This window comes from Burkholderia sp. 9779_493, from assembly GCF_015712215.1.
Taxonomy (GTDB): Bacteria; Pseudomonadota; Gammaproteobacteria; order Burkholderiales; family Burkholderiaceae; genus Burkholderia; species Burkholderia cenocepacia.
The window spans coordinates 1-12,948 of sequence record NZ_JACCQA010000052.1; the positions used below are offsets into that span (position 1 = coordinate 1).

13 protein-coding genes are annotated in these 12,948 nt (G+C 71.2%); 7 read left to right on the plus strand and 6 right to left on the minus strand.

Going from position 1 to position 12,948, the window contains the following annotated elements; all coding sequences use genetic code 11:
• Window positions 1-442, plus strand: a 442-nt coding sequence (locus tag H0X95_RS32620) for a hypothetical protein (protein WP_196446354.1), incomplete at its 5' end; no start/stop codon positions are given.
• A gap of 27 nt (window positions 443-469) precedes the next feature.
• Here H0X95_RS32620 and H0X95_RS32625 read toward each other — a convergent pair.
• Complete coding sequence (locus H0X95_RS32625) at window positions 470-1,315, minus strand: aldo/keto reductase (RefSeq protein ID WP_059721399.1); 846 nt, start codon at window positions 1,313-1,315, stop codon at window positions 470-472.
• Window positions 1,316-1,482: 167 nt separating this feature from the next.
• Between H0X95_RS32625 and H0X95_RS32630 the strand changes: the two genes are divergently transcribed.
• Entirely contained in the window at window positions 1,483-2,229 is a 747-nt protein-coding gene (locus H0X95_RS32630; protein WP_006489667.1) for a GntR family transcriptional regulator, read from the plus strand.
• Window positions 2,230-2,250: 21 nt separating this feature from the next.
• On the opposite strand, the gene H0X95_RS32635 is transcribed toward H0X95_RS32630, so the two are convergent.
• A complete protein-coding gene (locus H0X95_RS32635) occupies window positions 2,251-3,642 on the minus strand; it encodes a CoA transferase (RefSeq protein ID WP_059721423.1) in 1,392 nt (463 codons plus the stop codon).
• A gap of 146 nt (window positions 3,643-3,788) precedes the next feature.
• Between H0X95_RS32635 and H0X95_RS32640 the strand changes: the two genes are divergently transcribed.
• The gene (locus tag H0X95_RS32640) at window positions 3,789-5,021 is read left to right on the plus strand and encodes a citrate/2-methylcitrate synthase (protein WP_059721400.1); all 1,233 of its coding nucleotides are present in this window, start codon (window positions 3,789-3,791) and stop codon (window positions 5,019-5,021) included.
• Here H0X95_RS32640 and H0X95_RS32645 read toward each other — a convergent pair.
• Complete coding sequence (locus H0X95_RS32645) at window positions 4,994-5,317, minus strand: DUF2917 domain-containing protein (protein WP_006491803.1); 324 nt, start codon at window positions 5,315-5,317, stop codon at window positions 4,994-4,996. The genes H0X95_RS32640 and H0X95_RS32645 overlap by 28 nt on opposite strands.
• A 254-nt stretch (window positions 5,318-5,571) precedes the next feature.
• Between H0X95_RS32645 and mdtD the strand changes: the two genes are divergently transcribed.
• Both mdtD and H0X95_RS32655 read left to right on the plus strand, forming a co-directional pair.
• A complete protein-coding gene (mdtD, locus tag H0X95_RS32650; RefSeq protein ID WP_006490788.1) occupies window positions 5,572-7,008 on the plus strand; it encodes a multidrug transporter subunit MdtD in 1,437 nt (478 codons plus the stop codon).
• Window positions 7,009-7,174: 166 nt separating this feature from the next.
• A complete protein-coding gene (locus H0X95_RS32655) occupies window positions 7,175-8,449 on the plus strand; it encodes an EAL domain-containing protein (RefSeq protein WP_006496463.1) in 1,275 nt (424 codons plus the stop codon).
• A 19-nt stretch (window positions 8,450-8,468) separates the two neighbouring features.
• Here H0X95_RS32655 and H0X95_RS32660 read toward each other — a convergent pair whose 3' ends face one another.
• The 3 genes from H0X95_RS32660 to H0X95_RS32670 all read right to left on the minus strand — a co-directional run bounded on the left by H0X95_RS32660 (window position 8,469) and on the right by H0X95_RS32670 (window position 10,746).
• Window positions 8,469-9,074 carry a class I SAM-dependent methyltransferase gene (locus H0X95_RS32660; RefSeq protein WP_006496464.1) on the minus strand — a complete coding sequence of 202 codons (606 nt, stop codon included), beginning with the start codon at window positions 9,072-9,074 and terminating at the stop codon, window positions 8,469-8,471.
• A gap of 99 nt (window positions 9,075-9,173) precedes the next feature.
• Complete coding sequence (locus tag H0X95_RS32665; protein WP_059721424.1) at window positions 9,174-10,229, minus strand: 2-dehydropantoate 2-reductase; 1,056 nt, start codon at window positions 10,227-10,229, stop codon at window positions 9,174-9,176.
• Window positions 10,222-10,746, minus strand: a complete 525-nt coding sequence (locus H0X95_RS32670) for an Mpo1 family 2-hydroxy fatty acid dioxygenase (RefSeq protein WP_048988979.1) — start codon at window positions 10,744-10,746, stop codon at window positions 10,222-10,224. The genes H0X95_RS32665 and H0X95_RS32670 overlap by 8 nt, the downstream gene beginning before the upstream one ends.
• 81 nt (window positions 10,747-10,827) lie before the next feature.
• On the opposite strand from H0X95_RS32670, the gene H0X95_RS32675 reads away from it, so the two are divergent.
• Window positions 10,828-11,535 carry a Crp/Fnr family transcriptional regulator gene (locus H0X95_RS32675; protein WP_006491070.1) on the plus strand — a complete coding sequence of 236 codons (708 nt, stop codon included), beginning with the start codon at window positions 10,828-10,830 and terminating at the stop codon, window positions 11,533-11,535.
• Between the two features lie 97 nt (window positions 11,536-11,632).
• Window positions 11,633-12,844, plus strand: coding sequence for a chromate efflux transporter (gene chrA / locus H0X95_RS32680; RefSeq protein WP_196446355.1), 1,212 nt, complete (start codon window positions 11,633-11,635; stop codon window positions 12,842-12,844).
• The last annotated feature ends 104 nt before the right edge of the window (window positions 12,845-12,948 follow it).

Consider the following 12,948-nt stretch of genomic DNA (forward strand, 5'->3'; position numbering starts at 1 on the left):
CGTGATGGGCGACCTGTCCAGCCGGCGCGGCATCGTGCAGGGGATGGAGGACATCGCGGGCGGCGGCGGCGGCGGCGGCAACGGCGGCGGCGGCAACGGCGGCGGCAACGGCGGCGGTCACGGCGGCGGTCACGGCGGCGGCGGTCACGGCAATGGTGGCGGCAACGGCAATGGCAACGGCAGCGGCGGTGCCGGCAATGGCGGCGCCAACGGTGTCGGCAACGGCCGTGGCAATGGCGGCAATAGCGGCGGTGCCGGCGGAGGCAACGGCGGAAACGGCGGCGCCAATGGCACCGGTGGCCACGGCAATGGCGGCGGCAACGGTAACGGCAATGGCAGTGGCGGCGCCGGCAATGGCGGGGCCAACGGCGTCGGCAACGGCCATGGCGCCGGCAACGGCGGCGGTCATGGCAACGGCGGATCGTCCGGCGGCAACCACTGACCCGACACGTTGCGCGACCGACTCCGGTCAGAGCATCTCGAGCGCGCGCTTGCTGCGCGGCGGACGGAAATACGCGTCAAGCTGCGCGCGCTCGTCATCGCTCAACACGAAATCGAGCGCGGCGCGGTTGTCGCGCACGTGTTCGATCCGCGACGCCTTCGGAATCGCGAATACCCCCGGCTGCGCGAGCACCCATGCCAGGGCGACGCGCGTCACCGACACGCCGCGCAGCCGTGCGATCTCGTCGAGCGGCGAGCGTTTCGGCAGCCGTCCGTGATCGACCGGGCTGTACGCCATCGCCGGTATCCGGTGGTCGGCCAGCCACGGCAGCAGGTCGAATTCCGGGCCGCGTCGCGCGATGTTGTAGAGAATCTGGTTGGTGGCGCATGCACCGCCGCCCGCCTCGTCGACGAGTTCGGCCATGTCGGCCGTATCGAAATTGCTGACGCCCCAGTGGCGGATCTTGCCCGCGCGCTGCAACGCGTCGAAACCCGCGACGGTTTCCTTGAGCGGCACCGACCCGCGCCAGTGCAGCAGGTACAGGTCGACGCGATCGGTACGCAGGCGCTTGAGGCTCGCGTCGCACGCGGCGACGACGCCGCGCCGGCTCGCATGATGCGGATAGACCTTGCTGACGAGGAACACGTCGTCGCGCAGGCCCGCAAGCGCGTCGCCGACGAGTTCCTCGGTCGCGCCGTCGCCGTACATCTCGGCGGTATCGACCAGCGTCATCCCGAGTTCGATGCCTTCGCGCAACGCGGCAATCTCGTCCGCGCGCCGCGCCGGCCGCTCGCCCATTTCCCAGGTGCCCAGGCCCAGCTTCGGAATCGTCTCGCCGTTTGGCAAAACGACCGTGGCGATCGTGTCTGTCATCCGTTTCCTCGTTGCGGGTTCGTGGCCGCACACCGCGGCCGAAGCATCGAATACGACGCATCAGTGTAGTCAATCGGTGCGCCCCCGGCCTATTACACGGCAAAAACCGGCTATAACGGCGCGGCATGATGACTTAGAATGGCCGCAACCTGATCGATACCCATTGTATGAAGGCACCCACGGACGACCGCTGGCAGGACCTGCGCCCCGACCCCGACAACGATACGCCGCTCTACCTGCAGCTCGCCCGCAAGCTCGGCGATGCGATCCACGACAACCGCTGGACGGCCGGCGAAGCGCTGCCTTCCGAGCGTGTGTTGTCCGAAGCGCTCGGCGTGTCGCGCATCACCGCGCGCAAGGCGATCGCGCTGCTCGTCGAGCAAGGCTTGATCCGCCGCACGCAAGGCGCGGGCAACTTCATCCAGCCGCGCTACGAGGATCCGCTGTCGCGACTGTCGAGCTTCAGCGAAATGCTCGAGCGCCGCGGCTTCAAGCCGAGTTCGCAGTGGCTCGCACGCGAAATCCAGCCCGCCAACCGCGACGAAGTGATCCAGCTCGGGCTGTCGCCGGCCGCATCGGTTACACGCCTGAAACGCCTGCGCCTCGCCGACGGCATCGTGATGGCCGTCGAGAACTCGACGTTCCCCGCGACGCTGATTCCCGATCCGCAGGCGATCGTCGGCTCGCTGTACAGCTATCTCGAAGCACGCGGCACGCCGATCGTGCGCGCGCTGCAGCATTTCCGCGCGGTCAACGCGACCGACGAGATCGCCGAGCAGATGGGCATCGCCCCGCACGACGCACTGCTGCTGATCACACGGATCGGCTATACGTCCGACCAGCGCGCGATCGAACTGACCGATACCTACTGCCGCAACGACTACTACGATTTCGTCGTCGAGCTGCGCAAGTAACGCGAGCCGCGCCAGCGGCCCTCACAACCAGCGCGCGTCGTCGGTGCCGAGCGGCACGGGCGGCCGCGCGAACGCCGGCGGCGTTGCCGACAACCACTCGGCCGGCCGCACGGTGTCGAGCACGCCGAACGGCGACGCGACGCGATCGATCCGGTCGCGCACGTCGGCCAGCGCGAGATCGGGCGCCTGCAACCCGTCCGGCACGGCGCCGAACGACTGCAGCCAGCGCCCCGTCTGAGCGAGCGACATCCGCACGTGCCAACTGCCCCCTTCGCGCGCCCGCCGCGCGAGCGCGATCATCGCGCCGAACGCCGCGAGATACCCCGTTGCATGATCGAGCGCCTGGCACGGCAGATGGCGCGGCCCGCTCGCATGCGCGGCCTGCTGCTCCTGCCAGGCGATTCCGCTCGCCGATTGCACGAGGCTGTCGAACCCGCGCCGCTTCGCCCACGGCCCCGCGTGCCCGTACGCCGACACCGACACGTAGACGATGCCGGGCCGCCGCGCCGCCAGTGCCTGCGGCGTGAAGCCGCGCGCCGCGAGCGCGCCGGGCCGGTACGACTGCAGAAACACGTCCGTCTCGCGTGCCAGCGCGTGCAGCGTATCGACGCCCGCCGCGTCGCGCAGATCGATCCACGTCGAGCGCTTGCCGCGTCCGTTGTCGATCACGAGCGGCGCGATGTTGGGCAGGTGCGGACCGTTGACGAGCAGCGTCTGCGCGCCGTGCGACGCCAGCGTGCGGCCCGCGACCGGCCCAGCGATGATGCGCGTGAGATCGAGCACGCGCACGCCGGCCAGCGGCCGGTCGGCCTCGCCGCGGCCGATCGGCTCGGCCGGCGCGTCGCCGATCCGCTCGATCTCGAATAGCGGCAGCGACGCGATCGCGCGCGCCTGCTCGTGCGCCGCCCATTCGTCAGGGGTTCTGATCAATGCCGCGCACAGACCGGCGTCGGCCAGCGCGGTATCGAGTGCCGCGCCGTCCCACGTACGGATCGCCGCGGCGACGTCGGGCGGCTGCGGGCCGCAGCCGAGCACGTCGAGGATGCCGTGCAGGTGATGCGGGAAATTCGCGTGCAGTTGAATCCAGCGTCCGTCGCCCGTCTCGAAGAAACCGGTCACCGGATGACGCAACTCCGGCGGCGGCCCGTCGTCCACGCGCAGGTAGCGCTCGCTGCGAAACGCGACGAGCGCGTCGCGCACCGACACGTCGACCGATTGCGCGATGCCCGTGCGCAGCCGATGACATTCGGCTGCCGCGAGCCCGGCCGCGGCGATCGTCGCGGCGGCGAGCGTGCCGACATGAAACGTCGACGGCAACGCCGGGTCCTGCCCGGTCACGGTCGTGCGGGCCAGCGCGTCGGGTTCGCCGTCTGCGAGTTGCCACAGATACGTCAATGCACGTTCGGGTGTCATGGTCATGGTGAAGAGGATGCCGTCGAGGAGACGGAATCGAGTCTAGAATTCGCGACAGCCGCGATCAATCTTGATTGCGCGAATCAATACATAACGAATAGTTGTAGCGGGCCCGCGCTTCATGCGCGCCGCCAGGAGCAACCGGCATGACATCCCTCAGTGCGCAGGAAGCCGCCGGCATGCTCGGCGTCAGCGTGAGCACCCTTTACGCGTACGTGAGCCGCGGCCTGCTGCGCTCGCTGCCCGACGGCGCGACCAAGCGCCGCCGCTACGACGCCAACGAAGTGCGCCTGCTCGCGCGCCGCCGCGCCGATGCGAAACGCGCGGGCGGTGTCGCCGAACGTTCGCTCGACTGGGGCGTGCCGGTGCTGGAATCGCGGATCACGCAGATCGCCGACGGCCGCCTGCGCTACCGCGGCGCCGATGCGATCGCGCTGGCCGATGCAGCGACCCTCGAAGAAACGGCCGCGCGGCTCTGGGACTGTCCGCCCGCGCGGCTGGCCGCCACGTCGCTCGCGTCGACCGGTTTCGACGCGGCGCAGTGGGACGACTGGGCGCGTCGCTGGGCGCACCTCGCCCCGCTCGAACGCGCGCTGGTGCTGCTGCCGGCCGCCGCCGCGTCGCTGCCGCGCCTGTGGGCGCAGGGGCGCGACGCCCAGCTCGATGCCGCGGCGCTGCTGCTGCGCGTCGCGACGGCCGCACTCGCCGGCATCGCGCCGGGCGACGCGCCCGTGCACCGCCAGCTCGCGTCCGCGTGGCGCGTGCGGCGGCGCAATGACGCCGACCTGCTGCGGCGCGCGCTCGTGCTGTGCGCCGATCACGAACTGAATCCGTCGACCTTCGCGGTGCGCTGCATCGCGTCGACCGGCAGCCACCTGTTCGGCGCGATCTCGGGCGGGCTCGCGGCGCTGTCGGGGCCGCGCCACGGCGGCGAGACGTTCCGCGCCGGCACGCTGCTCGACGAAGCGGCCCGCGCCGCCGATCTCGATCGCTACCTCGCGCTGCGGCTGGCGCACGACGAACGCGCGGACGGCGGCCGCACGGCCCTGTCCGGCTTCGCGCACCCGCTGTATCCCGACGGCGACCCGCGCGCGCGGGCGCTGCTCGATGCACTGCACGCGACGGCGCCCGAGCGGCCGGCGCTGCGCATGGCGCGCGCGCTCGCCGCACGCGTCGAAGCGGCGACGGGCCTGCGGCCGACGATCGATTTCGCGCTCGCGGTGCTGGAGCGCACGCTCGCGCTGCCCGACGGCGCGGCGTTCACGCTGTTCGCGGCCGGCCGCACGGCCGGCTGGATCGCGCATGCGCTCGAACAGTACGCGGACGGAAAGCTGATCCGACCGCGGGCCCGCTACGTCGGCAGCGATGCGGCCGGGTGACGCCGGCCGTCGCGCCACGCGGCGAACGGGCGCCACCATGCAGGCGCGGTGCGCACGGCCGACACCGCGAGCGGGCCGAACGCGAACGTCGCGCCGCGCGGCCCGGCGCTGACCCACGCATGGGTGCCGGGCAGCAAGGTCAGCGACGCACCGGCGCCCAGCCAGTGATCGTCTGGCCGGCCCTCGACGGTCACCCACACGTCGCCTTCGGCCACCTCGAGCAGCGTGCGGTCGACGATCCGCCACCGTCCGGCCGGTTCGTCGCCGTCCATCACGTAAAGTCGCAGTTCGCGCATGGCAGCCTCCTGGTCGCACGGGTTCGATCACACCAGTATTTCGGACGGCGGCGGTACGCGGACAGATACGGCCGCAGACGCTTTTGACCGAACTGTACTGGCCGCCCGACGAGGACAGGCCTCCGGCGGCCGGGCCGGCCGAGGTCGCGCCGAATCGGGTCGGGTCGTCGAGGCCACATGAGTGCCGCCCGAACCTGCACGGCGCGGCGGCTTTCCCTACAATGTCGGCTGTCCCGCGCCACCGCCCCGCCGTCATGTTCCAACGCCCGCCTGCCGCCGCTCCCGGCGAAAAGAACCTCACCGTGATGCTCTGGCTCGTTGCGACGGGCTTCTTCATGCAGACGCTCGACGCGACGATCGTCAACACGGCGCTGCCGTCGATGGCCGCGAGCCTCGGCGAATCGCCGTTGCGGATGCAATCGGTCGTGATCGCGTACTCGCTGACGATGGCGGTGATGATCCCCGTGTCGGGCTGGCTCGCCGATACGTTCGGCACGCGGCGGGTGTTCTTCAGCGCGATCCTGGTGTTCTCGCTCGGCTCGCTGCTGTGCGCGAACGCCCATACGCTGACGCAACTGGTCGCCTTCCGCATCGTGCAGGGCGTCGGCGGCGCGATGCTGCTGCCGGTCGGGCGGCTCGCGGTGCTGCGCACGTTCCCGGCCGAACGCTACCTGCCCGCACTGTCGTTCGTCGCGATTCCGGGCCTGATCGGCCCGCTGATCGGGCCGACGCTCGGCGGCTGGCTCGTGAAGATCGCGTCGTGGCACTGGATCTTCCTGATCAACGTGCCGGTCGGCGTCGCGGGCTGCATCGCGACCTTCTATTCGATGCCCGATTCGCGCAACCCGGCCGCCGGCCGCTTCGACCTGAAAGGCTATCTGCTGCTGACGATCGGCATGGTCGCGATTTCGCTGTCGCTCGACGGGCTCGCCGATCTCGGCATGCAGCACGCAGCCGTGCTCGTGCTGCTGATCCTGAGCCTCGCGTGCTTCGTCGCGTACGGACTGTACGCGGTGCGCGCGCCGCAGCCGATCTTCTCGCTCGAGCTGTTCAAGATCCACACGTTCAGCGTCGGGCTGCTCGGCAACCTGTTCGCGCGGATCGGCAGCGGCGCGATGCCGTACCTGATCCCGCTGCTGCTGCAGGTGAGCCTCGGCTACTCGGCGTTCGAGGCCGGGCTGATGATGCTGCCGGTCGCGGCGGCCGGCATGTTCTCGAAGCGGATCATCACGCGCCTGATCACGCGGCACGGCTACCGCAAGGTGCTGCTCGCGAACACGATCATGGTCGGCGTGATGATGGCGAGCTTCGCGCTGATGCGCGACACGGTGCCGGTGTGGGTGAAGGTCGTGCATCTCGCGCTGTTCGGCGGGTTCAACTCGATGCAGTTCACCGCGATGAACACGCTGACGCTGAAGGATCTCGGCACCGGCGGCGCGAGCAGCGGCAACAGCCTGTTCTCGCTCGTGCAGATGCTGTCGATGAGCCTCGGCGTCACGGTCGCCGGCGCGCTGCTCGCGACGTTCACCGGCATGCTGCGCACCGTGACGCCGAGCAACACGCTGCCGGCGTTCCATGCGACGTTCGTCTGCGTCGGGATCATCACGGCCGCGTCCGCGTGGATCTTCGCGCAGCTCGCCCCCGAGATCCGCAGCACCGCGCGCAAGACCGATCCGTCCGAGCGCGCGTGAGCGCGGCGCGCGCCGAATCGGGCCGGCGCGCACCATCGCGGTGCAACGCGACCCGGCCCCGTGCGCGTGCCAAGCGCGACGGGCGGCCGCACGCAGCGCGCAGCCGTGCATGCTTCTTGCTCGCCTATTCTGTAGGTAAACTGGCAGTCTCCCTTCGGCCGACATCATGAGCATGATCGAAATCGATCCCCCCGGCTTTCAGCCGCCCCGCCCCGTCGCCGGCGACGACGGGAACCGGCGCACCGTGCTGTACGGCGGCTACACCGTGTTCAGCGTGTTCCAGCCCGTGTTCTCGGTGTCGCACCGGCGCGCGATCGGCTATCACGCGTCGCTGCGCGCGCACGACGAGGAAAGCCGCCAGGTGGCGTCGCACGAGGTGTTCACGCAGGCGGCGCGGCGCGGCGACCTGCTCGAGCTCGGCCGGCTCGCCGAATCGTTGCATCTCGGCAACTTCCACGCGTTCGACAGCCACGACGAATGGCTCTTCCTGAGCCTGCATCCGGCCGCGCTGATGGACACCATCTACGGCGACGCGCTGCTCGCGAACCTGAAGGCGCTCGGGCTGCCGCCGCACCGCGTGGTGCTCGAGGTGCCCGAACAGGCCGGCGGCGAGACGCCGCGCTATGCGGCGATCATCGACGGGCTGCGCAAGGCCGGCTTCCTGATCGCGCTCGTCGGGTTCGGCGCGAAGCATTCGAACGTCGATCGCGTGTGGCACCTGCATCCGGACATCGTCACGCTCGACCGCGGCATCCTCGCGCAGGCGAGCGAGCACTCGCATCTCGAACGCGTGCTGCCGGGGCTCGTGTCGCTGCTGCACGAATCCGGCCAGCTCGTGCTGATGGGCGGGCTCGCGACCGAACGCGACGCGCTGATCGCGCTCGAATGCGACGTCGATTTCGTGCAGGGCCAGTACTTCGCGGGGCCGAGCGTCGATCCCGTGCAGCCGCAGGCCGCCGCGGGCTGCATGGACACGCTGTCGGCCGCGCTGCGGCTGCGCGTCGCGCAGCGCGAGCGCACGCAGGCGGAACGGCTCGCGCCGTACGTCGCCGCGCTCGAGGAAGCGAGCCGCCGGCTCGGCGCGGGCGAGTCGCTCGTCGATGCGGCCGCCGCCGTGCTCGGGCTGCCCGAGACCGCGCGCTGCTTCCTGCTCGACGCATCGGGCCGCCAGATCGGCGACAACGTGCTCGCGCGCGGCAGCGTATCGCAACGCGCGAAGCGTTTCCGGCCGCTGCTGCATTCCGAAGGCGCGAGCTGGGAACGCCGCCCGTACTTCATCGATGCGATGCGCGCGCCGGGCGGCGTGCATCTGACGGCGCCCTACCTGTCGATCAACGAGGCCCACCTGTGCGTGACCGCGTCGATCGCCGCACCGGCCGCGACGGGCATGCAGGTGCTCTGCGTCGACATCAACTGGGAAGCGGCCCTCAGCCGCGAGTAACTGCGCCGGCGCGGCGCGCTCACGCGTCGCCGCCCGCCTTGCGCACGATCAGCCGGTGCACGCGCTTGCCGGACGACGCACTGACCACCTCGTGTTCGTCGATCACGTGCACGCCGGCGCCCAGCGCCGCATGCATCCGCGCCGAATCGAGCGGCGTATAGAGGCGGCCGCGCTCGTCGCGCAACATGCCGCTTCCGGCCACCCGCCAGCTCAGGTACAACGTGCCGCCCGGCATCAGCAGATCGGCGAGCCGCGCGGCGGCGGCCGCGGCGTCCGCCTGTTCGAGATGCATGACGACGGTTTCGCACAGCACGTTGCGAAACGCGCCGGACGGTACGCCGGCCAGCGCCGGCAGCGCGGCCAGTTCGAACGTCAGACCGCGATGGCGTCGCCGCGCCTCGTCGAGCAGCGCGGCGCTCGCGTCGTAGCCGCGCACGTCGAAGCCGCGCGACGCGAGCCAGGCCGTGTCGCGCCCCGCGCCGCATCCGACGTCGGCGGTCAGCCCCGGCGAGAAATGCTGTTCGAGCAGCGCATACATGTCGTCGGGCGCGGCCTGGTCGAGCCAGTCCTGCGCGTATTGCGCGGCATGCGCGTCGTAGGCATCGAGGGTCGGGCGATCCACCATGGCGATTGCTCCGCAAAGGCGTCGGATGACGCACTCCGCATCTTAGTCGTTGCGCACGGCCCGCGCCGCCGCGTGGTCGACGCCGGGAGCACCGCCAGCCTACGCGGCCGGCACGTGGCCCGCATGCGGCGCCTGCGCGGCGAGGTCGGCCCACAGCGCATCGCCGCGCCACGCCGGACGCACCGCCGCGCGTTCCGCGTCGTGGACGAGCGCGCACAGCCGCGCATTGACCGGCGCCGGCGCACCGAAGCGCCCGGCCAGCCGCACGATTTCGCCGTTGATCCACTCGACTTCCGTCGCGCGGTGCGCGGCGAGATCGTCGGACATCGACGACCGCGCCAGCGGATCGATCGCGAGCATGCGGCCGCCGACCACGCGAAACGCCGCATCCGGCAGGTCGAGCACGGCCGGGATCCACGCGGCCGGCAGCGGCGTCAACCGCGCGGGCCGGATCGCGGCCCGCGCCAGCCAGTGCAGCGCCTCGCGCTGGGCCAAGGCGACGCAGCGCCGGTACGTGCGTTGGGCAAGTTCGGCGCGCAGCGGCACATTCGCGAGCGCATTGACCGCGTTGTTCAGGTTGAGCAGGAGCTTCGCCCACTGCACGGCACGCATGTCGCGATGCAGCACGAGCGGCAGCCCGGCGCGCGCGAACGGGCCAATGAACGGCTGCAGCGCGGCCGAAGCGTCGGTCGCCAATCTGCCGGCCGAACCCTGGTGAAACGCGCCGGGACCGCGCTCGATCACGTTGAACGGCACCATGCCGGCCAGCACCGTCGCTTGCGGGAGCGCGTCGCGCAGCACGTCTGCGTTGTGCAGGCCGTTCTGGAAGCTGATCACGATCGTGCCGGGCCGCAGCACGCCGGCCAGTTGCGCGGCGGCCTCGCGCGTGGCCGCCGACTTCACCGCGACGAATACGAGCCGTGCGTCGGCCGCGGCGGCCGGCTCGGTGGCGAATCCGACATCGGCCGGCGCAAGCGCGGCACGATAACCGCGCCGATCGGTCAGCGTGAGCCCGTGCAGCTGAATCGCGTCGCCGATCCGCGTGCGGCCGACGAGCGTCACGTGCGCGCCGGCCGCCGCGAGGCGGCCGCCGAGATAGCAGCCGACCGCGCCCGCGCCGAACACGCAGACCGGCCCGGCCGGTGCATCAGACATGCGAATGCGCGCCGCCATGCACCGGGCCGGCGCGCCGCTCGACTTCGCGGCGCACGTCGGCGCGCAGCCCCGCGAAAAACGCGACCTCGGCGACGACGAACAGCGGCCCGACGATCAGGCCGACCAGATCGTCGACGAACGCGGGCTTGCGGCCTTCGAACCAGTGCCCGACGAACTGCACGATCCAGCCGACGACGAACGCGCCGATGCCGATCGCGAGCCATTGCGCGGTCGGCAGCGGCGCCAGCGACTGCGCGGCCCACAGGCCGAGCGCGAGCAGCACGGTCATCACGATCCCGAACCGCAGGTCGAGACGCAGGTAGAACAGCGCCGACACGACGGCGAGCAGCAGCGCCGGCGACAGCGCGATGCCGGCCAGCATCCCGAGCGCCGGCCGCGACAGCAGCACCTCGACCGCGAACACGATCATCGGGATGCCGACCAGATGCGTCGCGATGTTGCGCGCGTCGCGATGGTAGGCCGCATACTGGGAAAGATGGTCTTCGAGGGTCTTCATGGCGTCTCCTGATCGGTCATCGAGCGCTATGATGCGCGTCACGCCCGAGAACCTCTGTCAGCTACCCGACATCGCGTGCCCATGCCTTCTTCGCTCGCCCCGTACCTGCCGCAGATCGAAGCGAACCCGTGGTTCGCCGGGCTGCCGCCCGCGCTGCGCGCCGACCTGATCGCCCGCGCGACGCTGCGCCGCCTGCCGTCCGGCCATGCGCTGTTCCGGCGCGGCGACCCGCCGTGCGGGCTGTACGCGGTACTGGCCGGTTCACTCACGATAGGCGCGGTCGATCCGCACGGCAAGGAAGCGCTGCTGACGGTGGCGGAGCCCGTCACGTGGTTCGGCGAGATCGCGTTGTTCGACGGCCAGCCGCGCACGCACGACGCCGTCGCGCTCGACGACACGCTGCTGCTGCACGTGCCGCAGGCTGCACTGCTCGCGATCCTCGATGCGACGCCGCAATACTGGCGGCAGTTCGCGCTGCTGATGGCGCAAAAGCTGCGCCTGAGCTTCCTGACGGTCGAGTCGATGAGCGTGATGCCGGCCGCGCAGCGGCTCGCCGCGCGGCTGTTGATGATCGCCGAGGGCTACGGCGGCATCAGCGCCGGGCGCACGCACATCCGGCTGTCGCAGGAAACGCTCGCGTCGATGCTGTCGCTGACGCGGCAGACCACCAACCAGTTGCTGAAGGCGCTGCAGGCCGACGGCGTCGTGCGGCTGCACGTCGGCGAGATCGAGCTCGTCGACATCGATGCGTTGCGGCGCGCGAGCGGGCTCGGCGACGGCCCGTACTGAACCCCGCACAACGGCCCCGACCGGCCGCTACGCGCTGCCCCGCGGCCGCCGAGTTGCGCTATCGTGGCGGCTCGTTCCGTCCGCCGCGCGCACCGCCTTGAACACGTCGACCCTCCCCGCCCCCGCCCGTCATCCGTGGCCCGTCTTCATCGCGTTCCTGCGGCTCGGTCTCACGTCGCTCGGCGGGCCGGTCGCGCATCTCGGCTACTTTCGCGCGGAATTCGTCACGCGGCGCGGCTGGCTCACGGAGCGCACCTATGCCGATCTGGTCGGGCTGTGCCAGTTCCTGCCGGGGCCGGCGAGCAGCCAGGTCGGGATGGCGATCGGGCTCGCGCGCGCCGGCTACGCCGGCATGTTCGCCGCGTGGCTCGGTTTCACGCTGCCGTCGGCGCTGCTGATGATGCTGTTCGCGCTCGGCGTTCACGCGACGGGCGCGCCGATCGAAGCCGGCGCGCTGCATGGGCTGCGCATCGTGTCGGTCGCGGTGATCGCGCAAGCCGTGTGGGGCATGGCGCGCACGCTGTGCCCGGATGCGCGGCGTGTCACGCTGATGGCCGCGGCCGCGTGCGTCGCGCTGCTCGCGCCGGCCGCGTGGACGCAGATCGCGGTGATCGTCGCGGCCGGCGCGGCCGGTCTCGTGCTGCTGCCGCAACCGGCGCGCGACGCGCACGAACCGTTACCGCTGCACGTGTCGTCCCGCGCGGGCGTGCTGTGGCTTGCGCTGTTCGCGGCGCTGCTCGTCGCGCTGCCGTTCACGGCCCGCGCGCTGCGCTCCGATACGCTCGCCGTCGTCGATGCATTCTTCCGCACGGGCGCGCTCGTGTTCGGCGGCGGCCATGTGGTGCTGCCGCTGCTGCAGGCGGCCGTGGTCGCGCCCGGCTGGGTCGGCGATTCGGCTTTCCTGGCCGGGTATGGGGTCGCGCAGGCCGTGCCGGGGCCGCTGTTCACGTTCTCGGCGTTCCTCGGTGCGTCGCTGCGCGATGCGCCGACCGGCTGGCTCGGCGGCACGATCGCGCTCGTGTCGATCTTCGCGCCGTCGTTCCTGCTGATCGCCGGCACCGCGCCATTCTGGGAACGCCTGCGCCGCAGCGCGCACATGCAGGCCGCGCTCGCCGGCGTGAACGCGGCCGTCGTCGGGTTGCTGCTCGCCGCGCTCTATCACCCGGTCTGGACCGACACGATCGTCGCGCCGCGCGACCTGGCCGCCGCGCTGGTCGCGTTCGTCGCACTGGTGTTCTGGCGCGTGCCGCCATGGGCCGTGGTGATCGCGAGCGCCACGTTCGGCTGGGTGCTGGGCATGGCCGGCTGATCCGGCCGATTCGACGCGTTCGGGGCGAGACAAAAAACAAAAAGCCCTCGAAACGAGGGCTTTTTTTCGATGCCGCGCGCCGTGGCGGCGCGCAAGCGCCGGAC

What these genes read in the sequence shown, in the direction of transcription:
- H0X95_RS32625 (WP_059721399.1), bottom strand. Translation starts at nt 1,315, where the DNA reads ATGACAGACACGATCGCCACGGTCGTTTTGCCAAACGGCGAGACGATT.
- H0X95_RS32630 (WP_006489667.1), top strand. Translation starts at nt 1,483, where the DNA reads ATGAAGGCACCCACGGACGACCGCTGGCAGGACCTGCGCCCCGACCCC.
- H0X95_RS32635 (WP_059721423.1), bottom strand. Translation starts at nt 3,642, where the DNA reads ATGACACCCGAACGTGCATTGACGTATCTGTGGCAACTCGCAGACGGC.
- H0X95_RS32640 (WP_059721400.1), top strand. Translation starts at nt 3,789, where the DNA reads ATGACATCCCTCAGTGCGCAGGAAGCCGCCGGCATGCTCGGCGTCAGC.
- H0X95_RS32645 (WP_006491803.1), bottom strand. Translation starts at nt 5,317, where the DNA reads ATGCGCGAACTGCGACTTTACGTGATGGACGGCGACGAACCGGCCGGA.
- mdtD (WP_006490788.1), top strand. Translation starts at nt 5,572, where the DNA reads ATGTTCCAACGCCCGCCTGCCGCCGCTCCCGGCGAAAAGAACCTCACC.
- H0X95_RS32655 (WP_006496463.1), top strand. Translation starts at nt 7,175, where the DNA reads ATGAGCATGATCGAAATCGATCCCCCCGGCTTTCAGCCGCCCCGCCCC.
- H0X95_RS32660 (WP_006496464.1), bottom strand. Translation starts at nt 9,074, where the DNA reads ATGGTGGATCGCCCGACCCTCGATGCCTACGACGCGCATGCCGCGCAA.
- H0X95_RS32665 (WP_059721424.1), bottom strand. Translation starts at nt 10,229, where the DNA reads ATGTCTGATGCACCGGCCGGGCCGGTCTGCGTGTTCGGCGCGGGCGCG.
- H0X95_RS32670 (WP_048988979.1), bottom strand. Translation starts at nt 10,746, where the DNA reads ATGAAGACCCTCGAAGACCATCTTTCCCAGTATGCGGCCTACCATCGC.
- H0X95_RS32675 (WP_006491070.1), top strand. Translation starts at nt 10,828, where the DNA reads ATGCCTTCTTCGCTCGCCCCGTACCTGCCGCAGATCGAAGCGAACCCG.